Origin of the sequence: Varibaculum sp. (assembly GCF_008661855.1) — a bacterium.
GTDB classification, from domain to species: Bacteria; Actinomycetota; Actinomycetes; order Actinomycetales; family Actinomycetaceae; genus Varibaculum; species Varibaculum timonense_A.
This window is the reverse complement of sequence record NZ_RPZY01000002.1, coordinates 1-21751: the sequence shown is the minus strand read 5'-3', so window position 1 is coordinate 21751 and position 21751 is coordinate 1. Positions and strand designations below refer to the sequence as shown.

General features: G+C 50.3%; 15 protein-coding genes and 2 tRNA genes. 10 read left to right on the top strand and 7 right to left on the bottom strand.

The genetic code is table 11. The features are described from left to right. Positions 1 to 247 precede the first annotated feature (247 nt). A complete protein-coding gene (locus QZT94_RS00095; RefSeq protein ID WP_296761165.1) occupies positions 248 to 2191 on the top strand; it encodes a hypothetical protein in 1944 nt (647 codons plus the stop codon). Beyond that, the gene (locus QZT94_RS00090; RefSeq protein ID WP_296761163.1) at positions 2167 to 3621 is read left to right on the top strand and encodes a hypothetical protein; all 1455 of its coding nucleotides are present in this window, start codon (positions 2167 to 2169) and stop codon (positions 3619 to 3621) included. Before QZT94_RS00095 ends, QZT94_RS00090 begins: the two co-directional genes overlap by 25 nt. A gap of 336 nt (positions 3622 to 3957) precedes the next feature. Here QZT94_RS00090 and ugpC read toward each other — a convergent pair whose 3' ends face one another. The 4 genes from ugpC to purT form a co-directional block, all read right to left on the bottom strand. Continuing rightward, positions 3958 to 5088 carry a sn-glycerol-3-phosphate ABC transporter ATP-binding protein UgpC gene (gene ugpC, locus QZT94_RS00085; protein WP_072510434.1) on the bottom strand — a complete coding sequence of 377 codons (1131 nt, stop codon included), beginning with the start codon at positions 5086 to 5088 and terminating at the stop codon, positions 3958 to 3960. Between the two features lie 310 nt (positions 5089 to 5398). Next, positions 5399 to 6133 carry a phosphoglyceromutase gene (locus QZT94_RS00080; RefSeq protein WP_296761162.1) on the bottom strand — a complete coding sequence of 245 codons (735 nt, stop codon included), beginning with the start codon at positions 6131 to 6133 and terminating at the stop codon, positions 5399 to 5401. A gap of 53 nt (positions 6134 to 6186) precedes the next feature. Then, a complete protein-coding gene (locus QZT94_RS00075) occupies positions 6187 to 6510 on the bottom strand; it encodes an Lsr2 family protein (protein ID WP_072510803.1) in 324 nt (107 codons plus the stop codon). 217 nt (positions 6511 to 6727) lie between these two features. After that, positions 6728 to 7942, bottom strand: a complete 1215-nt coding sequence (purT, locus tag QZT94_RS00070) for a formate-dependent phosphoribosylglycinamide formyltransferase (RefSeq protein WP_296761160.1) — start codon at positions 7940 to 7942, stop codon at positions 6728 to 6730. A gap of 146 nt (positions 7943 to 8088) precedes the next feature. Between purT and QZT94_RS00065 the strand changes: the two genes are divergently transcribed. Beyond that, positions 8089 to 8161, top strand: a tRNA-Lys gene (locus QZT94_RS00065). A gap of 355 nt (positions 8162 to 8516) precedes the next feature. Here QZT94_RS00065 and QZT94_RS00060 read toward each other — a convergent pair. The 3 genes from QZT94_RS00060 to QZT94_RS00050 are packed head-to-tail and all read right to left on the bottom strand — an operon-like array spanning position 8517 to position 15108. Continuing rightward, positions 8517 to 12434, bottom strand: coding sequence for a murein biosynthesis integral membrane protein MurJ (locus tag QZT94_RS00060; protein ID WP_296761158.1), 3918 nt, complete (start codon positions 12432 to 12434; stop codon positions 8517 to 8519). Further along, the gene (locus QZT94_RS00055; RefSeq protein WP_296761156.1) at positions 12435 to 14657 is read right to left on the bottom strand and encodes a DUF6049 family protein; all 2223 of its coding nucleotides are present in this window, start codon (positions 14655 to 14657) and stop codon (positions 12435 to 12437) included. Continuing rightward, the gene (locus QZT94_RS00050) at positions 14605 to 15108 is read right to left on the bottom strand and encodes an NUDIX hydrolase (RefSeq protein WP_072510429.1); all 504 of its coding nucleotides are present in this window, start codon (positions 15106 to 15108) and stop codon (positions 14605 to 14607) included. Before QZT94_RS00050 ends, QZT94_RS00055 begins: the two co-directional genes overlap by 53 nt. A gap of 179 nt (positions 15109 to 15287) precedes the next feature. Between QZT94_RS00050 and QZT94_RS00045 the strand changes: the two genes are divergently transcribed. The 7 genes from QZT94_RS00045 (at position 15288) to QZT94_RS00015 (ending at position 21485) form a co-directional block, all read left to right on the top strand. Beyond that, complete coding sequence (locus tag QZT94_RS00045) at positions 15288 to 16697, top strand: CCA tRNA nucleotidyltransferase (RefSeq protein ID WP_296761265.1); 1410 nt, start codon at positions 15288 to 15290, stop codon at positions 16695 to 16697. A 141-nt stretch (positions 16698 to 16838) separates the two neighbouring features. Next, positions 16839 to 17606: a dTMP kinase gene (tmk, locus tag QZT94_RS00040; RefSeq protein WP_296761154.1), complete on the top strand. Its 768-nt coding sequence runs from the start codon at positions 16839 to 16841 to the stop codon at positions 17604 to 17606. Next, entirely contained in the window at positions 17603 to 18796 is a 1194-nt protein-coding gene (locus QZT94_RS00035; protein ID WP_296761152.1) for a DNA polymerase III subunit delta', read from the top strand. Before tmk ends, QZT94_RS00035 begins: the two co-directional genes overlap by 4 nt. A gap of 4 nt (positions 18797 to 18800) precedes the next feature. Next, a complete protein-coding gene (locus tag QZT94_RS00030; RefSeq protein WP_296761151.1) occupies positions 18801 to 20363 on the top strand; it encodes an alpha/beta hydrolase in 1563 nt (520 codons plus the stop codon). Positions 20364 to 20378: 15 nt separating this feature from the next. Continuing rightward, positions 20379 to 20906 (top strand): CrcB family protein, encoded by a 528-nt coding sequence (locus QZT94_RS00025; protein ID WP_072510424.1) that lies wholly within the window; start codon positions 20379 to 20381, stop codon positions 20904 to 20906. Next, a complete protein-coding gene (locus QZT94_RS00020; protein ID WP_072510423.1) occupies positions 20899 to 21288 on the top strand; it encodes a CrcB family protein in 390 nt (129 codons plus the stop codon). The genes QZT94_RS00025 and QZT94_RS00020 overlap by 8 nt, the downstream gene beginning before the upstream one ends. 123 nt (positions 21289 to 21411) lie before the next feature. After that, positions 21412 to 21485: transfer RNA gene (locus QZT94_RS00015), tRNA-Pro, on the top strand. Positions 21486 to 21751: the final 266 nt, after the last annotated feature.

Genomic DNA, 21751 nt, shown 5'->3' with positions numbered 1-21751 from the left:
ACGTTCCCAGTCTAGGAGCCAGAATAATTTAAGCAATATCCGGGCTTTAGATAAACGCTATTTGCAGCCTACTAAATAGTGATTTTCTTCTCTCAGATAATGACAGTATTTCCCGCTTTTAGCTGGACTTTTAGTGTCAAAAGATGGGAAGATTATAGAGAAGTTAAAAGTATGGTTAGCGCCTTAGTGCTAACTCGAAAACCTGGCGTGTTTGGCGCCGATAAATAACTCATTTAAGGGGAATCTCATGGCACAAAAACGGGTTACTAAACTAGCGGTGGCAGCCGGAACCGGTATTGCTCTAGTAGCTCCAGCAGGGGCGGCGTTCGGGATTAATACTGACAATCAAGTCAATAAAGTAAATATGCCTACTTCGCTTACCCAGTGCCGTGCCTCAGTTGATGTTTCGGCAGTTAATAAAGCATACGAGGAATTTAAACGGGCTCAACAGGAAGCTGATAGTGCCGCCGCCGAGTTAGCGACCGCTAAAGCAAAACCGGAAATATCCAAGCCCTTAAATGAATACCTAGCTGCACAGGCTGCTTTACAGAATGCGAAAGCAAAACAGGAGGGCGCTCGAAAAGCTGCGACCAAAGCCCACGAACAGCTACAAGCTAATACTCTGGCTGCTTTAAACAACGCGGTTTCTCAGCTGCAGCAAGCTGAAGATAACTTAGCTAAAGCAAAACAGCAAGCAGAAAAAGCAAGTGAAACCCTAAAAGCTGCCGAGGCAAATAAAACGGCAGCCGAGGAAGCTAGCGCTAAAGCCCAGGCCGCCGCTCCGGGAGCTGAAGCGGTAGCTGAAGCTAAGAAAGCTGCCGATGAGGCCGCCAAGGCTCTGGATGAGGCGCAAGAAAAAGCCAATCAGGCTAAATCTGAACTAGATGAAGTCACCAAGGCTGCAGACCAGGCAAAACAGAATGTAAAGCAGGCTGAAAGCGCCAAGCAAGACGCAGATCAAAAAGCTCAAGACGCTGCAGATAAGGTAAAAGATAAAAAAGAGGCCTTAGCTGACGCGCAGCAGAAACTGAAGAACGTTAAAGATGTTCTGAAAAACGACAAAGCGCTGCAGGAAGCACAAGATAAGGTCGATGCGGCTCAGCAGGAACTTAAGGCTGCAACTACTACTAAGGACGCGACAGCTAAAGATTTGGCTGCCGCCAAAGAGGTACTAAAACAAAAGCAAGCGGAAGCAGCGGAAAAAGACAAGGCAGAAAAGCAAGCTAATCAAGTCTTTGAAGATGCAAAGACTGAGCTACGTAAGTTAAATCAGGCACAGTTGGAAAAGCAGGCCGCCTATGAGGAAGCCGTCAAGGCGCAAAAAGAGGCTGAAACCAATAAGGATAACGCGCAAAATGCCTTAAATGAACAGCAGCCCAAATGCGACGCTGCCAATAAAAAGCTAGATGACGCAAAGAAAGCCAAGGAAGCAGCTGACGCGGCAGTTGCAGAAGCGCAAAAAGCAGTTCAAGCAGCCAAAGATGCCCTAGCAGCCTCCAAATCCAAAGCTCAGGAGCAGTGGAACCTAGGTTCTGTTGGATACTTCCAATCGCATGGTTCTACCGCGGCATTGGAGGTATTTACTAAAGAGCGTACGGCGAGCGATGGCACCTCCTACCTAGACCCAACCCGTAATGCCGGTGAAAACGATGCCCGCAGCTTGGAGAATATGAAAATTTCGATAGAGCAACTCGCGACTATCAATGAGAAACGCCAGAAAGATGGCGGAATTGACGGGCGAAAACTATCTATCCTGCAGGTAGACGATTTTGTGATGGCAGTTGCACAAGCTAACGCTAACTGGTCGCAAGCAAAGATTGGGCACGCTACTGCGATTCAACCTCCCTACGAGAACCTCTCTTGGGGTACTAGAACTGCAGCGCAAGCACTTCAAGGATGGTGGGATGAAGAGAAGGAACTTTTCGACGATTTACGTGCGAAGGGGTACAAAACCAGAACGGACATGGATAAGGCGCTTGCACCTAAAGGTAAATCGGTTGGTCACTACACGAACCTGGTTGATGATTTAATGTGGGGATATTCGTGGAGTCCGGAAGAACGAAAAGTAATGGGTTACGCTTTTCGCCCTTCAAGCTCGCGATACAGGTACGTACAATCTCTTGATTTAAGCTCGGAAATTACAGGTAAAGCTTATTCTGTGGAGGAATGGAATATCAAAAGGACTTCATGAAGTATTACAACGGATTGAAGGACGCCAAGGAGAATGGTTCTCAAGAAGCTCGCGATGCGCTGGCTAAAGCTGAGGCAAACGCGGGTTTGCAAGAAAAACTAGCCAAGCAAGCTGAAGTCGAACAAAAATTGCAAGAGGCGATAGCCGCCTCTGAGGCAGAAGCAAAGAAATGCGAGGCCTGTAAAGCGAAACTTGAGGCTGCTAAAGAAGCACTCAAGAAAGCTGAGGAAGCTGCCACATCTGCAAAGCAAGACCTAGAAGCCGCTAAGGCTGCTGCTAAAGCTCAAAACGGTGTAGTTGAAAACAAACGCACGGAACTGCTAAACGCGGAAAAGGCTAAAGCGGCAGCAGATGAAGCAGTCACCCAGGCACAAGAGGAAGTTAATACTAAGCGGCAAGCCGCTGATGAGGCGCAAAAGAAAGTAGATGAAAAGCAAAAGGCTTTAGATGCGGCTAAAGAGAACTATGAAGCGGTAAAAGCCACCAAGGCTGACGCTACGAAACAGCTGGATGAGGCAGAAAATGCAGTAAAGCAGGCAGAAGCTGACCTGAAGGCTGCTGAATCCGAAAAAGCTAAAACCGATGCGGTAGTAACCGATGCCGACACCAAGCTAAACGAAGCGAAGCAGAAAGCTGCCGAGGCCGAAACCCAGGCACAAAATGCGCAGAAAGCTAAAGACACCGCTGATCAAAAAGCAGCGGACGCCAAGACGACAAACGAGGCGGCAGCCAAGGATTACGCAGACAAAGCCGCCGCCCAAAAGGCTGCGGATGACGCCAAGTCTAATGTCGAAGCCGCAGATAAAGCGGTAACCGATGCGAATACGGCGAAAGAAGAAGTGGAGAAAGCAGCACAGGACGCTGAGGCGGCAAAAGATACTGCCCAGAAAGCTAAAGATCAGGCTGTGGTAGATAACGAAGCCGTACAGAAAGTACCCGACCTCGATGCCTGGGTCAAGCAGCAAACCGCCCCCAAGCCGGCTCCGGCCCCGATGCCAGTAGCAGCGCTACGCGCGCCCACAACTATTAAGGTTAGTGCCGAAAGCCAGCAGGCTATCGCTGAGGTAATGGCGCAATATCAGCGCTATTTAGAGGCTGCACAAGCTGTAAACACCCCTGCCGAACAGGTTGAAAAACTAAAAGCAGAATATGAAGCAGCCCTAGCGCAGTTAGAACCGCTAGAAAACGCGGTCAAATCGGCGAATTCCAAGCTAATAGACACTAAAGCAACCTACGAGAAACTATATAAGGAATGTACGGCACCCCTACCGGGACAGAAAGGAAAACCAGCAGCTAGCGCTAGCGCACAGGCTAAACAACTGCCAAGAACCGGGGCAGCAGATTTATCAACCGTGCTAGGACTATCAACCATTACTGCCGGTGCTGGCATCTATTTGCTCGCTAGGCGGCGCCAAGCAAAGCACTGCTAAAAGAAAACGTGAAATCAACTAAAAAATAGGGTTAATGCTCTAAAACGTAAGGGGTGGGGGAACGCCGAAATCGGCGTTCCCCCACCCCTTACGTTAAACAAGAACTGTCAATCGGGTTTGGGTTTATAGAGCCAAATAGGCGCAATAAACCCAAACCCGCGGTTAATATCCAAACCGTTCAGGTAAATAATAAAAATCAGGGTAAATACCCAAGACTTAAGCAAATAGCAAAAATTAAGGATTAGCACCTAAAAATCTATAACTAAAAAATCGTGGGGGGCAGGCACAATGCCTGCCCCCCCACAACTTTGAGAGGAATCTAAATCCTATAACGCTCTATTCAGGCAACCGATTCTGAGTAGCAGCAGAGAAGTTATGCTGACCACCAGGGCGAATCCTGACCGGCATAATCGAACCTGCTGGAGGAGCGGTACGCGGAGGAACGCGAACCGTAACCTGAGCCAGGCGCGGCTTGTCATCAGTGCGCAGACTGGGATCATGACCAGCCAGCGTTCCATAAACGTAAGCATCAGAACCTAGTTCTTCCACATGGGTAACCTTAATTGGAATGCTATGAGCCATATCCTGACCGTCAGCTTGAACATCCAAAGCCTCAGGGCGGAAACCAATAATGATTTCCCCATTATCTTCAGGAGTCATCGCATCTAGCGTAGCCTGGCTGAGCGGAATGCGAGCATCACCAAGGACAGCCACTCCGTTATCAACCCGGAAAGTACCGATATTCATAGCCGGTGAACCAATGAAGGCCGCCACGAAAGCATTACCTGGGCGATCATAAAGCTCCTCAGGGGTACCAACCTGCTGCAAAACACCACCAGCGATAACCGCAATCCGGTCACCCATAGTCAGAGCCTCAGTCTGGTCGTGAGTAACGTAAAGAGTAGTAACCCCTAAAGTGCGCTGCAACTGGGCAATCTGGGTACGGGTTTGTACACGCAGCTTCGCATCCAAGTTCGACAGCGGTTCATCCATCAAGAACACCTGGGGTTTACGCACAATCGCGCGCCCCATCGCTACCCGCTGACGCTGACCACCAGAAAGAGCCTTCGGTTTACGATCCAAATATTCGGTCAAATCAAGAGTCGCGGCAGCCTGTTCAACCCGCTTATCGATTTCTGCCTGCGGAACCTTAGCGATCTTGAGGGCGAAACCCATGTTTTGACGCACCGTCATGTGCGGGTAAAGCGCATAGTTCTGGAAAACCATGGCGATATCGCGATCCTTGGGAGCCATATCGGTGACATCGTTATCGCCGATATAAATCTTGCCGGAATTAACATCCTCTAGCCCGGCTAGCATCCGCAAAGAAGTGGACTTTCCGCAACCAGAAGGACCAACCAAAACTAGAAACTCGCCATCAGCAATTTCCAGATTCAACCTGTCTACAGCTGGATGATCTGAACCGGGGTAAACCCGAGTAACGGAATCAAAAACTATTCTTGCCATATTAATATCTCTCCTCCACGGGCAGGTACGTGCCCGACGATCCGAGTGGAGTGCCTCATGTAACTGTTCAGCCGACGCCAGCGTCCACCAAACGTGTCACCAGTGACACAGGTGCAGGTAGCACCTGTCCTTAAGTTTGCCACAAATATGTGTTCACTGCTACAAACCTGCCCGAAAGTGGCGGTAATCTCTTTTAAAAACTTATAGCCCCTTAAAACCCCTATCATCAAAGGGAAACCGAAACCAGAAAAACCGAGGCAAAGAAAAATCCCCGAGGACGTCCTCGGGGATTAATCAAAAAGAAAAGCTACTATTTGCCCTGGTTAGCTACAGCCGCAATCTTTGCCTGCGCATCCGGATCCAGGTAAGTGCCACCCTTTTTCACGGGCTGGAGATTCTCATCCAACTCGTAGTAAAGCGGAATCCCAGTAGGGATATTAAGCTCAGAGATATCCTCGTCACTAATCTGATCCAGGTGCTTAACAATCGCACGCAGCGAATTGCCATGTGCGGCAACCATAACCGTCTTACCGCTCTTTAGCTCGGGGACAATCGCTTCCTCCCAATAGGGAAGTAGGCGCTCTAGTACCTGCTCTAGGCATTCAGTACGCGGAATCGGTTCCCCGCAGTAGCGTGGATCTTGATCTTGGGAAAACTCGGAACCTAGTTCGATTTCCGGAGGCGGAGTGGAGTAGGAACGACGCCACAGCATGAACTGTTCATCGCCGTATTCGTCCCGGATAGCTTTCTTGTCTTTGCCCTGTAAAGCGCCATAGTGGCGTTCATTCAAACGCCAGCTGCGCTGAACCGGAATCCAGTGACGATCAGCCGCATCCAAAGAAAGATTAGCGGTCATAATCGCCCGGCGTAGTAAAGAAGTGAAAACAACATCTGGCAAAATGTTTTCTTGCTTCATCAGTTCGCCACCATGAACAGCTTCCTGGCGTCCCTGATCAGAGAGGGGAACATCTACCCAACCGGTGAAAAGATTCTTTGCATTCCATTCGCTTTGCCCATGACGGAGCAGTATCAGTTTGTAAGTCATATCCTTAGTCTTTCATTTTTTGGTTCAAGGCGCACGGGGTGAAAGTCCCGAAACTATTGCAAATGGGTACGGTAATAGGCTGAGCGTATCTTGGCTGAGATACGTCCTTTCTCGGATACCTCGATATTTTGTTCCTTCGCCCAATCACGAATCTTGGCGGCATCAGAAGCTGGACGCTTATCGGTTCCCGCTATCCGGCGTCCACCTACCCGTCGTCCCGCCTGAACCCACGGATTTAAAGCTTCCCGAAGTTTATTGGCGTTTTCTGTAGATAAATCGATTTCATAATCAATACCATCCAGACCGAACTTTATGGTTTCATCACCAAGTTCACCGTTAATATCATCAATAAGAACTATTCTAGTTTTCCGTGCCATAAGGTTTTCTTCCCCCATTTGATTGATTAATGATGTTTTTCTGATGTTTCTAATAGCAATAATTCTACTTAGTTACTTGTAGTTTAAACCAACATATCTGTTGGTGGAAAGTATTTCTATAAAATTTCCCTGATTGCTAACCGGAAAAAATATAGAGAAAAAATCGTCAAGAAAATAGGGTTTTACTAAGGTAAATAATCCTTTTATATTTCAGCAACTAAGCGTCCTCTACCGTAATTGAGCGTGCTGCTTCCTTTGCTCGGTTCAGTGCCTGAGGAATATCGTTCCCACGGGCTAAAGCTACTCCCATTCTGCGACCGGGACGGCAATCAGGTTTACCAAATAGGCGAATATCTACTTCCGGTAGGGAAAGAGCCTTTGCTAGACCTCGGTAAACCGGTGCCGAACTTTGAGTGGTGCCGCTAATAACCGCGGAGGCTCCGGGAGTGCGCAGACGGGTATCGACTGGCAGACCTAAAATAGCGCGGGCATGAAGCTCAAACTCTGAGAGGTATCCGGTGAGCATGGTGACCATTCCGGTGTCATGAGGACGCGGCGACACCTCAGAAAATAGGACTTCATCACCACAAATAAACAGTTCCACCCCGAACAGGCCGCGTCCTCCCAGAGCAGAAGTGACTTTTTCAGCAATGTCTTGCGCTTTGCTCAATACTTCACTGTCCATAGGGGCTGGTTGCCAAGACTCTTGGTAATCCCCGTGCTCTTGGCGATGTCCAATTGGCTGACAAAAACTGGTGACTGTCTGACCGGTTTGAGCATCCAAGGAACGTACCGTTAGCAGGGTGATTTCATAGTCAAAATCAACCAGTTGCTCCACTATTACTCGACCTTGACTGTCTCCGCGTCCACCCTCTAGGGCGTAATTCCAGGCGGAATCGATTTCTTCCGGGCTTTTTATTAAGGATTGTCCTTTTCCAGAGGAGGACATTACCGGTTTTACAATGCAGGGCAGACCAATTTTCTCTACCGCTTGGCGCATTTGTTCTTTACCGGTAGCAAAAAGATAGCGGGAAGTTGGTATCCCCAGTTTTTCGGCGGTAAGCCGCCGGATACCCTCCCTATCCATGGTGAGACGGGTGGCGTGAGCGGTGGGGATGACTGTTACCTGACTGGAAGCGGCAATTTTTTCGAGAGTCTCGGTAGCAATTGCCTCAATCTCGGGAACGATAAAGTGGGGACGGATTTTTTTAACCAATATGGCGACCTGCTCACCGTTAGTCATATCGAGGGTATGCGAATAGTGTGCTACCTGCTGGGCGGGAGCATTTTGGTAACGGTCAGCAGCGTGAACCTCTACCCCGATACGCATGAATGCGATTGCTAGCTCTTTGCCTAACTCTCCTGAGCCGAGTAACAGTACTCGTAAAGCAGATTTTGATAGGGGAGTTCCAAAAGTAGTTGGCGTGAGCATGAGAACCCTTTCTTAGAAACAAAACCCGCCGAAGTATGGAGGGATTTGAATACTACTTTACGGTGTCTTTAGTGAGGGAAGCAACCAAAATCTGAGTTGGGGGAAAGTGGGGTCTACTTGTACAATAGAGCTTGTCTTTACGACAGGCGCCTGTAGCTCAGTTGGTAGAGCAACGGACTTTTAATCCGTGGGTCCAGGGTTCGATCCCCTGCGGGCGTACTAAATTATTTAAGCCCGGCCTTGCGCCGGGCTTAAATAATTTTGAGTCCCTGGGATCGAACCCGTGAGGGCTGGCGCGGGAAGGTAGCGAACGCGGGCTGAGCGTTCGCCCGCGCCAGTGGTTTTCGGAGGCTGTGCTCCGAAAACCGTTGCTGGTGCGTAGCACCGCCGATCCCCTGCGGGCGTACAACGAGGAGTCCGAACGGTGAAAAAAGCCTTCGGGCTTTTTTCATTAGTGAGGAGGACGAAGTTGTGTGTAATCCTGAACGGGGTTACTGGTACAACGAGGAGTCCGAACGGTGACTCAAAGACCAAACCAATCTATTCGCAAACCTGGAAAACCCAATGAGCTTTGCTAGGAAACGGAAATCTCTGAAATTGTGGCTCTATTGTTGCCAGTGTTATCTACCGGCAGTTCTGGGAACCATAAAATCAGGGCATGAGCGTTAGTCGCAGGATTAAGCTTCAAAGTGACCGTATCAGCAAAAGAACCGGTAGTAAGCACCTTGCCATCCCGGGGAAGTCCCGAATCAGGCAGAGAACGTACCTCAATCTTTCCGCCCTGAGCCTTAGTTTTTAACCTAATCTCGGAAATAGTAGCTTTATCTTTAAAAGTAACAACCACCCCAAAACCATTCCGGTCGCCTAGTTTCGGGTTACGGAAGAACCGAGAACGCCACCAAGAATCCTCCTTGCCGTCAATCATCCGGTCGGCAAGCTCTGGGTGTTCAGTGTCATTACCCTCGGCATCTATAGAAGAAACCCCGGCAATCTCCGCCGGTTTTGCTGCCGTCACTGTAGAGGACTGCTTTTGAGATTGAGAGTGCGAAGGAGAAGGCTTAGCTACCGGAGGGTTATGCTGAGGCCAATAAATCAGCACTAAAACCGAGATTACTAGCAGCGCCGCCATGCCAACAAGGCTAGAGGCAACTACTCGTCGAGTAGCATTTACCGGCTCTAAATCTCTTGGAGACAGCTTGGAAAGCCGCTTTTCGCGCCTTTGCTGTCGCTGCTGTTCTCGCTGCTGGGTACGGGCAGCCCGCTGCTTATCGCGCTGCATCTTCCTAGCGAGTTTCGCTTTCTGCTTTTCAATCTGGTGCGGATTCTTAGAACTAGCAGCAACTTTTTCTCCCGCCATTTCGTCCTTAGAAACGGATTGCTCCTCAAAAGGGGTAGATGGCAAAACCGTAGCAGCCAGCGTAGGGATTTGCCCTGCCGGTTTATCGCCACCACTTAAACGATCCAAAAAGTTCGGAGGAGTAGCCATATCCGACAATGAATCATCTTTGCTGACCGCTTGCGGAATCCAAGCCCCCGAGCCAGCCTGCTCTTCCTCGGGATTAAGGTTCATTTCCTGCATTTCGGCCAGCGGAATCGCCTGGGTTTCAGCCGGTTCAACAAAAGGATGATTACGCCTATCCGGGATTTTAGCTGCCGGGGGTAACACTGGTTTTATGACCCGCTCGACAGGGGCACCTTCCATTGCTAACGGTTTCTTACTGGGTTTTTCAGGGGTTTTCTCCATCGGGGAATCATCCTTTTTTAACCATTGCGCGACCGGCTCTAGGTCAGCTTGCCCCAGTTGCTCCCAGATAGCCTGGCACAGACGCGCTGAAGGTATCGCCACCCCGGCGAGGGCGACCGCATCTAAATCAACATCGCTTCCGTTATGAAAATCAGAGGGCGGAGCCAGTTTTTCGCCATTTTTCGCCTGTTCAAACTGGTCACGTTTACCGCTGCACAGGAAATATAGCAGCTCTAATACTTGCTGACCATCCCGAGTTTGCGCCTCTTTCAAATGAGCAGTAGCGTTCTGGTCAGCCACATCCAAGCGGATAATCACTTGCCCATCTGCACCAACCAAAATATGTGCCGGATCGATTGCTCCATGCGCCAAATCTGCTTGATGTAACTGGGAAAGCCCTTCGCTGACCTGGGAGATTAGAGAATGAATCACCTCGGGAGGCATTCCAGAGGAAACAATTTGACTTAGAGGACGGGCCGGGATTGCCCGCAATAAAACCGCATCCACCGGGTCAGAGCTAATCCAAATAAAGTCTTGCAGACAGGAGGCGTTTACCTGTTGTAGGCGCTGATAATAGCTTCTACTATTTTCCCGTTTACCCTGCAAAACTAGCAGTTCAGCGCTTTGTTCGCCCTCATCAGTAACCGTCCAAACATCCTTTTCTGGTAAGAAATCTCCGTCCAAACGTTGCCCCAGAGTAATCAAACCAAAATCTTCTTGCGAGGGAAAACGCAGATTCATACCGGATTGCAGATTAACGTATCCATCAGCGTTATAGCTCACGGCGCTAACTTTTACCTGGTCATTGCCCACTTTGTCCTCATCTTCTGTAGTTATTTCATCCTCAGGTTCCAGCGGTGATGCCTCAGCAGTATCGCTGTCTAGCGCATTTACATTACCGCCGATAACTGGGGTTTCATCCACTTGTGGTTCTACCTGCCCGGGAGAGTCTTGCCCCGATTTTATCTCGCTGAGCTCGCTTTCGTCTTCACTCAATTTATCGCTATCTTCCAAAACTGCCTCCTGCTGTGCATACGCTAGTATGCGCGGTAAAGGACGAGCACGCCCTAGTTTCTTCCAGACTGGAACCGCCAATAATCCCAGGGCGGGCGAACGCCACGCGAGCAGCAGACCTAAGTAAAGAATCGTCATTACCGTGGTCACTACCATCACCCTGGCGAAAGCCCCCATCATATGGGTAAGCGCTGAATCATGTTCACTGCCGGAAAATGGGCCCCAATAATGCAAAATCAACCAGCCCGCGCAGGCAGATCCCACCGCAGCCAGCATGATTGTCCACAGGGAACGCCAAAGCTGAGAAGTAAACTTTAACGGCAAATGTTTAGTATGCAACAACCAAATAGTTAGAGCTGCTCCCACCAGGTAAGACATTTGGGTACCCACCTCCGCACCTGCAACCCAGTATTTAACCGGTAAGAAAACAACGGTTAAACCACAAACAACCAAAGTGAAGATAGTCATCGGGATTTGCACAAAAAATGTGCTCCGGGCATCAGCGAAAGCCAAAATTAACCTTTGGGATAGGTTAAAAAATCCCAGGAACGGAATCCCAAGCGCCATCACCGCTAATACCTGGGCAAAGGCGCGCACGGAAGCAGTAGCGCTGGTAGGCATAATGAACTGCATAATCGGCACAGCTAAGACCATCATTAACGCTGCACATAGAGCGGTAATCAAACCAACTCCCTGCTGGGTGGCAAGAAACTGGTTACGCAAACGGGAAAGCTGCCCCACCGCCACCATAGCGCTCATCGAGGTAAACATGGCGGTAACTACCGAGGTCACAATCATGGATTGCGGAATCATATATACGGTGAAGGCAGTGTTATAAGCAGTGGTAGTAGCGATAGTAACGTGATTTTTTGAAGCATAACCGTTAGCTGCCGCCGCGATATTAGAAATCGCCAAAAACCCAAGTTGGGCTACACATAACGCAGAAAACGCCCACATAGCGGTGCGAGATACTTCGCCGAGACCGTATCCACGAATCCCCCAGACCGGTCGCATTTTGAATCCCGAGCGACGCAGAGGAATCAATAAAATCAGGGCTTGCACCACGATACCTAAAGTAGATATCCCGGCAAGTAAAGCTATAGGCTCCCCAGTCCAAACGCTGGGATCTTTTGCCCAATCAGTTTCGGTACCTAATACCTGCCAAAAAATAAATATCCCGGCAATGCCCACCACATTGTTTACCACCGGTGCCCACATATATGGGCCAAAAGAACCTTTCGCGTTGAGGAACTGTCCCCACAGCGAATAAAGACCATAAAAGAAAACTTGGGGGAGTGACCAATAAGAAAACGTGATTGCCAGCTGTTTCCACCCCGGATCTAGTTTCGCGGCGAAAAGGGTGATGAAAACAGGTGCTAGGGCGACACAAATAAGAGTAAGCAGCAGCAGCCCGGTAGTGAACAAAGTAAGCAGCCGGTTAATGAACTCGTCAGAATTCTTGCGTTGTAAAGCCCGCACAATTTGAGGCACCAGAACCGCGGAGAGGATAGAGGAGGCAAGCAGATTATAAATAATGTTCGGCAGGTTATTGGCAGCCTGGAATGCATCATTTGCGCCGATAGAACCAATCAGGGCAATAAGTAAAGCTGCCCGCACAAAACCGAGAATCCGTGAAAGCATCGTGCCCGCGAGCATAATCCCAGAGGCACGAGCCACATTTACCTTTTTAATCCCCCGGATTTCACTATCGGGTTTATCTGCTTGTGCGCTCACTCACTCCTCCTCTTCTTGGTTACGTTCCATGCGGGTACCTCGCCGCAAGTTAAGAACCAAACCCACTATGAAAACTGTGGCTGCACTCAAAATGAAACCTAGGAAAATATGATCCTCCCAGCCACTACGAATGCGCAGGTTAATCTGTTGTTGCTTGCCGAGTACCAGGTTACCGTCCTCAGATAGAATCTCCACGTTAGCGCTGACGTTTCCGTTACGCACCGCAGTTACCGGGATTCTAATATTCTTTGACCCCTTGGGAGCCAGGCTCACCTGCGGAGCCGAATCGGCTCGTAAACGCGCATCGGTCGGATGTAGCTGTAAACGTACCCTCACCTGCACTGGCAGCCGGTTTAACACTTTGATGGGTATTTCACTGCGATCGGAGATGAGATTAATATCCGAGGACGACTGGATTTGGACCGCCCCGGAAATCAGGTCAATCTCTCGGCTGGCATTACTGATTGCCTGGGTACGTTCGGCAACCGTCATCGCTCTAGAAGTGGAAAGTAATAGCTGCTGGTAGAGAGGAACACTGATTCGCTGCGGTGAGTCGGTTATTTTATTTAACGAGGGAAGTACCTGGCTGCGTGCCTTATTTATGGCGGTAGTGGCGGGCTGGAAAGAACTACCGCTAACCCCGAGGGAACTGGCAGAGGACGCAGCTAGCCTAGAGGTTTGCGACCTTTTAGGGAAAGAAACCGGGGTAGGGTTCGAGCTGAGTGCCTGAGAAAGGGAAACTGGGTCTACCCAGGGGTCTGAAAGAATTTTAGCTAAACGCTGCTGGGCGGTAGAGCTGGCTAAGGCGGCGTTCGCAAGCGCGATATTAACTAGGCGGGGCTGTGAGGGGCGTTCATTAGCTATTGCCGCCAAGATTGCCCGCGCCAACTGGGTGTCAGTAAAAGCATTTTGACCAGAGGATTTAGTCATTAACGCCGACAGGTCACCATGGTCACCCAGATAGTTACGGGTTTGATTCTCTAAGCGTACTTGTCCTAAGAGATCCGGTTGGTAGTTGTATTTTCCGGTCAGCTCTAACTGGTTTCCGCCGGTAACAAAAACGCAACCGTTCGTAAGACGATTATCGCCTGTTTTACAAATCTTATCGGCGCGATCAACCCAAGTAGGATTCGCTAAGAAAACCGTGCTGGGCTCCAGTAATACCTGTTTCCCCAGCAGCTTCCCAAGCTGCTGATTCCACTGAGCTGACTGGATGAGCGCTCCCTCGTCAAGCTGCACAAAATCAGGAGCCCCCCATAAATCCAACGACAGGCTGGCTCCTTTGCTTTGCGCAACCTTTAGAGCTTCAAGCATGGTTTCATCGAGACTAAGGGGAGGTTTTCTCTCGGGAAGAGGATTAAAACTGCCGGTCAATAGGGGAGAATCACTTTGAAGCAGTGCCGGATCGATTACCCAAGTTATCCCCACCCTAGAGAGGGATTTAACTAAACCAGCGTTATCGCTAACGCTTTTCAAAGGCTTCGCACTGTCACTTTCCTGTTCCCCAGCAGTGGCAGCGCTGCCCGCACCCCCAGTCGCTAACCATTTCGCCATTTCCGGGGAAGAGGCAGAAAGTGGCGCAATCACCGAGAGCTTGGTTTTCGCGCTTAAGTTTTTCCCATCCCCATATAGCAGTAAAGATCTGCCCGCAGTAGCGTCCTCGCTGGTGAGTCGGTTAGCGGTGACGATAGTTTCCACCGCTAAGCTCCCAAATGCGGTTTTAGTAGGTTTAGGGAGGGAGCTAGCGGGAATCTCCACCGTAAAATCTACAGATTTCTTCGCTGGCAACTGTCCTAAAGATTTACTGGTCTTAACCCGCAAAGAACCAAAACCCTTGTCAGAGCTACCTTTAACCCAATCATGAATAGTCTTAGCGTCAGTAGCCAGGCGAGAACTGGTTCTAACTAGCACCCTCACATTATCTATGGCAGCGTCACTAGAGTTAGTGACGCTGCCTTTAACGGTAACTTTTTCCGGAAACCCTTTATCGTCCTCAGAAAAAGTCAAAATATCGGGACTGATAGCAGAGATTGCCACAGAAACTTTTGCCTGCCCCAAATTCTTAGCCATAGCACTAAGGGCGCAGCTCGCTTCCAGGGCAAAAGCAAAAATCAGAGCAGCGAAAGCCAGTGTCAAATAAAACTTTGCCCCCAGGCGTGACCCAGCCACCCTAATCCCCGATTTCCAACAATTCCAGGGCAGTAGCAACCACTCTGCGTTCATTAGGGTAAACCAGAATCTTTGAAACCTCCTCTAAAGGTATCCAAGCGGCAGCTTCAGCTTCTTGATCCGGGTCGTTAGCGACCGTAATCGTGCCCCCGGTTGCCTCTAACAGATAGTGATGCACAACTTTATGAATACGCCTACCCGCGCCAGCAAACCAATAGTCGATAGAAATTAGCGGAGCAACAATCTTGCCTTTAATCCCAGTCTCTTCAAATATTTCCCGCCGAGCAGCCTCCTGGGCAGTCTCGCCCGCCTCTAAATGGCCTTTAGGTAGGCACCACTCGATTTCTCCATTCCGGTTACGCCGAGCAATCAGCGCTACAAAAGCCTGACCTTGCTCAATTTTCAGCATCAAACCACCGGCAGAAGTCTCGTCCACAATTGGTAGCGAGGCAACGCGGCGCGAACCCATGCGTCGGCGGCGGCGATACGAATTGCGAACAGACATATCTTTAATGTTACCTTGCGCTCTTAATAACAACCCAACAACTTGCCACTTGGAACAGGCGCATAATTTCTGGCAATCTGGAAACGATGAAAAGCAATCTTCACCTGGCTAACGAATCAGATAGCGCAGCCCCAGCGAAAGTAACCCTGCCGGAAAACGCAGCGCACGCCCTCGCTAATATGCTGGGAGCGCTCAGTGACCTGCCTGCCCCAATCCACGAACTAGCGGAGCTGTTTACCGCTCGCGGGCAAGAACTATCCCTAGTAGGTGGGCCGGTGCGAGATGCCATGTGTGGCAGGATTCCGCATGATTGGGATTTAGCGACTTCGGCACGACCAGACGAGACCGAACAGATTTTGAAAAACTGGGCGGGAACCGTGTGGACCATGGGGAAAGAATTTGGCACTATCGGTGCTCACAAACACGGATTAAATGTAGAAGTAACCACCTATCGCAGTGATGAATACCAAAGCGATAGCCGCAAACCTGCCGTCCAATTTGGGGATACCTTAGAGGGCGACCTCAGCCGCCGAGATTTCACGGTAAACGCAATGGCGCTGCGCTTGCCGGATTTAACCCTAGTTGATCCCCATCAAGGAATCACCGACCTGGTTAGTGGACAATTACGTACCCCAGTCTCACCCGAGCAGTCCTTTGACGATGACCCTTTGCGGATGATGCGGGCGGCACGTTTCGCTTCCCAACTAGATTTAGATGTAACCATGCCGGTAATGGCAGCCATGGAAAATATGGCTAGCCGCATCGAGATTGTGTCCCCCGAGCGGATACGAGTCGAACTGGAAAAACTAATGCTGGGGGTTAATCCCCGTAAAGGGCTAGAACTCATGGTTTACACCGGTCTGGCGGCACTGGTGCTGCCGGAAGTGGCAAATCTGCGAGCCACTGTCGATGAACACGGTCGCCACAAGGATGTTTATGAACATACCTTGACCGTAGTGGACCAGGCGATAGCCTTAGAGACCGACCCCGAGGGGGAGGTTCCGCGTCCCGATTTTATTTTGCGTTTCGCCGCCCTCATGCATGACGTGGGCAAACCGGCGACCCGCCGTTTTGAAAAAAATGGGACAGTTTCTTTTCACCACCATGAAATCGTGGGAGCGAAACTTACCCGAAAACGGATGCGCGCCCTCCATTTCGATAAACAAACCATCAAGGACGTAACCCAGTTAGTTGCTTTGCACCTGCGGTTTCACGGCTATGGGGAACAGGCTTGGAGTGATTCGGCCGTGCGTCGCTACGTAGCCGATGCCGGATTGATGCTTACCCGCCTACACCGCCTAACCCGCGCCGATTGCACTACCCGGAATCGACGCCGCGCGGCGCGCCTAGAACACGCCTATGATGACCTGGAAAAACGCATCGCCCAGCTGGCCGAAAAAGAAGAACTATCCCGGATTCGCCCCGAACTAGACGGCGAAGAAATCATGCAGCTTTTACAGATAAAACCAGGTCCAGAGGTGGGGAAAGCCTATAAATACCTGTTGAACTTGCGTCTAGAAGAGGGCGAGATTGGCAAAGAGGCGGCGCGCGAACATCTGCTGGACTGGTGGAATAGCCTTTCCGATTAACAGAGCCTTTTTGAGAAAAAGATTGTCTCTGCTCACCAGATTGCAGCTGATTAAAGGAGCGGAAATCCGCAACCGATTTTCGGATTCCATCTCCCACAACTACCGCAGCGCCAATCTAGATAAGTTCGGTAAGCTAAACACATGAATGCCGCCACGCCCTATCCAGGTTTCTTTATCTCCTTTGAAGGAGGGGACTATACCGGGAAATCTACTCAGGTAAAACTGCTGATGCAGGCGTTGGCGGCGCGCGGTGCAGCAGCTATAACCACCTTTGAACCCGGAGGAACCAGCCTGGGGCAAAGGTTACGCCGGGAAGTCATGCACGGAGAGGACATCGACCCCTACACCGAGGCGCTGCTATACGCCGCCGACCGGGCTTGGCACGCACAGACGATAATCAAACCGCATCTGCTCGCGGGCGAAGTGGTAGTTTCTGACCGCTACCTGGATTCTTCACTCGCCTATCAGGGAATAGGACGAGGTTTAGGATTAGAAAAAATTGAAGAAATCTCCCTGTGGGCAACCGGTAATCTGCTTCCCGACCTGACCATTTTACTTGATGGGGATCCGCAGGTTTTAAGGGCGCGCAGTTTGGGAAATCCCGACCGAATGGAAGCGGCTCCTCTGGATTTCCATCAAGCAGTGCGGCAAGCATTCTTGCAGATAGCTGCGCGTGATAAGCAGCGAATAAAAGTGCTAGACGCTACCGGTGGGATAGCTAAAATCCATCAGCAAGTTTTGGATTTAGTCAGTGCGGCATTTGCCAAACGGATTATTGGAGGAAAAACTGCTGGTCAGGATAGTGGGGTGCTGACTGGCGATGCGGGTGCGGTATTCTCAGGCGCTGCGGGTGACGGCCAGGACACCTCGGCGAGTGCTGATAATAACTTAGGGTTGCGGCAGTTATGAGCGTTTGGGAGGACATTGTTGGTCAAAAGGGAGCGGTCGGGATTTTCCAGGCGGCAGCCGTTTCGGCGCGCGAGCTAAGACAAACCGATAAAGATGGAGGCGACAGCGGTTCTCTAGCCAGGAAAATGTCGCAAGCCTGGCTAATTACCGGCCCGCCCGGTGCGGGGCGTTCGGTGGCGGCGCTTGCTTTTGCGGCAGCGCTGCAATGCGAAGATTCGCAAATAGCAGGGTGTGGCTGTTGCCCTGGATGTCAGCGCGTCCTCAAAAATACCCATCCAGACGTGAAAGTGGTTACCACTGAGCGACTGATTATAAAAATGGAGGAGATAGCTTCCCTGGTCACCTTGGCGCAGCAAGCTCCCGCTGGAGGAAAATGGCGGGTTATTTTGCTGGAGGACGCAGATCGAATGGTAGAGCGCACCTCTAATTTGCTGCTGAAAGCAATAGAGGAGCCACCACCGCGCACGGTGTGGTTGCTGTGTACCACTCAACCTGGCGACGTGTTACCTACCATTCGTTCACGCTGTCGCCATGTTGCTTTAGTTACTCCACCAGTGTCGCAGGTGGCAGAGCTATTAGTGGAAAAGGAGGGGGCAGATCCGGTAACTGCTCGCCGCGCGGCAGCGCTTTCTCAATGCCATATCGGGGTCGCAAAATCACTGGTTCGTGATGAAACAGAACTTGCACGTCGCCACGATATTTTACTTTCTGCCGTTACTACCAGCAGTGTTGCTCAGGCAGTATTATTAGCACAAAAACTGGTGGAGGCGGCAAAAACCGATGCCAGTGAGCGGGCAGCTAAAAAAGATCAGGCTGAACTTGACGAATTGCATCGCTCCCTAGGGTATGGACAAGAGGGGTCACGACTGCCACCTGCCTTAAAAGCCCAAGAAACTGCGTTAAAAGCAGATCAAAAACGCCGCGCCACCCGGTATGTGCGCGACAGTCTTGACCGGGTATTACTGAATCTTCTGGGGTTTTATCGGGATGTGTATCTGCTGCAAAGCGGCGCGAAAGTACCCTTGATTAACGTGGATTTGTCGCAAACTATTGACTCCGTGGCACAAGGTTCTACCCCGCAGCGTACCTTGCGCAGACTAGATGCAATCCGCACCGCGAGGCGTCGCCTGGCGGCAAACGTGACTCCCCTGCTCACCATGGAAGCAATGATGATGGATTTAAGGCAGTAAGTTTATGGGTAAACAAAAAATGTTTGCGCTGCTCGCCAGCGTATTTGCGGTGTGTATGACGGCGGGCTGCTCTATTGGGATAGGTACGCAACCAAGAGTTACCCCCAGCTCGTCCTCGCAAACCAATCCTTTACAGGGAGACGATAGCCCGATTCCTGCGGGGCTTGAAGATTTCTATCGACAAAAAGCTGCTTGGACTGGCTGTAGCGAAACAGATTTCAAGAACTATCAATGCGCAAAAGTAAAGGTGCCGCTAGATTACGAAAAACCGCAAGGTGACACTATCGAGTTACAGCTGGCACGCCGAGCAGCCAGCGGGAAACGCTTGGGGAGTTTATTTATTAACCCTGGTGGTCCGGGAGGCTCCGGGGTTAATCTGCTGAAGAACAGCCAAGAAACCTTTTCTAGAGCGGTTTTTTCCGCCTTTGATGTGGTGGGATTTGACCCTAGGGGAGTGGGACGCTCTCACCCGCTGGAATGTACCACGGATGCGCAAAAGGATGAATCCTTGGCTGAAAGCATTAATCTGGCTACTGTTGCCGGTCGGGAACGTTCAGTTGCGCAAATGAAAGAGTTCGCTGAGCAATGCCGAGCAAAAAATGGCGATTTCGCAAAGTATTTGGATACTCGGTCGGCTGCTCGGGATTTAGACATCATGCGGGCAGTGCTAGGAGACAAAAAACTCTCCTACCTGGGATATTCTTATGGTTCTTTCTTGGGAACCACCTATGCGCAGCTATTTCCTAAAAATGTTGGGCGCCTGGTTTTGGACGGAGTGCTAGATGGTTCCTACTCTTACGGGCAGGTTTCTTTGGCTCAAGCGAAAGGTTTCGAGGACGCATTCGCTAATTTTGCTTCCTGGTGTGTATCCGAGGGTAAAGAATGTCCTTGGGCTAGCAAACAGGCCGGGCTTAAACGGTTGAAACAGTTCTTTTTAGACGCCGATGCTTCTCCGATTGAAAGTGGAGATAGGGCGCGCCCTGTGAATGGGGCTTTAGCCCTAGGGGCAGTGGTCGGGATGCTCTATTACGAGAATCTGTATCCCGCGCTCTTAGAGAATCTGAAATCAGCCTTTAATGGGGATGGCGCGCCGCTGCTTAAAGTCTCGGATTTATTTAACGAGCGAGGTGCAGATGGGAAATACAGAAATAATTCTCAGGATGCGTTTATCGCGATTAACGGGGTGGATTATCCGGTGCAGGGAGATAAAAAAGAATGGGATGCTCGCGGTGACCAGATAATAAATAGCTTCCCAATTATGGGTTCTTCTATGGCTTACGGGGAATATGCACTCCAGGCTTGGTCGTGGCCGTCTAAGGCTAGTCGTCAAAGAATTATGGTAGAGGGCGCGCAACCGATTTTGTTGGTTGGTAATACTAATGATCCGGCTACTCCTTTTGCGATGGCTCAGTCGGTTCATCAACAGTTGGATGGGTCGCGTCTGGTGAAATGGAAGTCTTATTCTCACACTGCCTATGGGATGGGTTCTGATTGTGTTCAACAGGCGGTAGATAATTATCTGGTGGGCGGAAAACTACCCGATAGTGACATTATTTGTGAGGATTAGTGGCGAGGGAAGAAAATGCCGCTGAAGCCTAAATCTGCTGATTTCAATACTTGGCGGAGTGCCTTTTTTTGCGGGATTTGTATCTTTATTGGAGGGATAGCAGGTACTTTAACACGCTGGGGGATAGACAGGGTTACGCTTACGTTTTCAAATAATTATTTCACCTGGTCATCGCTGACTTTCGGGGTGATTTCGGTTAATCTTTTGGGTGCTTTCCTGTTGGGGTATTTTAAGACCTCTGCTGATAGGGCTGGCACTCGTGTAAACCGTTTGACACTTCCTATAAAACTGGGAATAACCACTGGATTTTTGGGTGCTTTCACTACTTTTTCTGCTTTGGGGATTGCGGCGGTAAGTGGTGAGCTAAGTTTTGCGAATAGCGATTTGTGGGCAATGGGTGGAAGGTTTTGTTTCACATCGATATTAGGTTTAATCCTGCTGGTAGTAGGGGTGCTGTGTGTGGACTTGGGCTCTCGGTTAGCCGGAAAATACCTTCCTGCTAAATGCTCCAATCTGGACGGTAAGAAGCGGCGTTGTGAGTAGTTTTGGTTTCGCGATTTTAGTCGGGGTTAGCGGCGGCATAGGTGCGCTTTGTCGTTGGGGAATTGATTTGACGTGGAGGAAGCCCGAAAAACGGTATTCTTACGGCGGGATTGCCCTGGTGAACGTGGTTTCTTGTTTTCTGGGCGGATTTGTATTGTCGGGGGTTGTTACCGGACATTTTGAGGCAGGAGCTAGTCTTTTCGTCCTGATGGTTACTGGTTTCCTGGGCGGGTTTTCTACTTTTTCAACTTTTGTCTTTGATGTTTTTTCGCTTGCGCAGCGGGGAAAGTGGCTTCGTGCTTGCGGGGTGCTGGTGCTAGTTTGGGGGGCGTCTTTGCTGGCAGCGGTAGTGGGATTGGGGATTGGGGTCTGGCTGTTTTGATTCCTTTTTGAGGACGACCCAGGTTTTTTGGGTGTGCGGTGCTGTTTATATGTGAAATCTGTTGAAAACCGGGCGGCTAATTTTTGGATTTACCGAGCGTATGCCTACAATGTTTAAGTTGCTCGGGGTGTGGCGCAGTTTGGTAGCGCGCTTCGTTCGGGACGAAGAGGTCGCAGGTTCAAATCCTGTCACCCCGACGAATGTGATGTCCCGCGACATATGTCCGCATATGTCGCGGGATTTTTTGGGTTTTTGGGGTGGGTGTTTCGGGTCATTTGTCCGTTTTGGGTTTGGGGTGTTTCAGGACATTTGTCCGTTTTTTGGTTGGTAGGTTTTGTTGGGGGTGATGGTGTGTTCGGCGATGATTTCCCCGGTGTTTTTGTTGATGATTATGGTGTGTGGTCCGTGTATTAGGGCGATTACGGGGTTGTTTTTGTGGGCGCGTCCGATGCCTAGGTGGGTG

Excerpts from the sequence above, each read along its gene's own strand:
- QZT94_RS00095 (WP_296761165.1), top strand. The coding sequence starts at position 248 with ATGGCACAAAAACGGGTTACTAAACTAGCGGTGGCAGCCGGAACCGGT.
- QZT94_RS00090 (WP_296761163.1), top strand. The coding sequence starts at position 2,167 with ATGGAATATCAAAAGGACTTCATGAAGTATTACAACGGATTGAAGGAC.
- ugpC (WP_072510434.1), bottom strand. The coding sequence starts at position 5,088 with ATGGCAAGAATAGTTTTTGATTCCGTTACTCGGGTTTACCCCGGTTCA.
- QZT94_RS00080 (WP_296761162.1), bottom strand. The coding sequence starts at position 6,133 with ATGACTTACAAACTGATACTGCTCCGTCATGGGCAAAGCGAATGGAAT.
- QZT94_RS00075 (WP_072510803.1), bottom strand. The coding sequence starts at position 6,510 with ATGGCACGGAAAACTAGAATAGTTCTTATTGATGATATTAACGGTGAA.
- purT (WP_296761160.1), bottom strand. The coding sequence starts at position 7,942 with ATGCTCACGCCAACTACTTTTGGAACTCCCCTATCAAAATCTGCTTTA.
- QZT94_RS00055 (WP_296761156.1), bottom strand. The coding sequence starts at position 14,657 with ATGAACGCAGAGTGGTTGCTACTGCCCTGGAATTGTTGGAAATCGGGG.
- QZT94_RS00050 (WP_072510429.1), bottom strand. The coding sequence starts at position 15,108 with ATGTCTGTTCGCAATTCGTATCGCCGCCGCCGACGCATGGGTTCGCGC.
- QZT94_RS00045 (WP_296761265.1), top strand. The coding sequence starts at position 15,288 with ATGCTGGGAGCGCTCAGTGACCTGCCTGCCCCAATCCACGAACTAGCG.
- tmk (WP_296761154.1), top strand. The coding sequence starts at position 16,839 with ATGAATGCCGCCACGCCCTATCCAGGTTTCTTTATCTCCTTTGAAGGA.
- QZT94_RS00035 (WP_296761152.1), top strand. The coding sequence starts at position 17,603 with ATGAGCGTTTGGGAGGACATTGTTGGTCAAAAGGGAGCGGTCGGGATT.
- QZT94_RS00030 (WP_296761151.1), top strand. The coding sequence starts at position 18,801 with ATGGGTAAACAAAAAATGTTTGCGCTGCTCGCCAGCGTATTTGCGGTG.
- QZT94_RS00025 (WP_072510424.1), top strand. The coding sequence starts at position 20,379 with ATGCCGCTGAAGCCTAAATCTGCTGATTTCAATACTTGGCGGAGTGCC.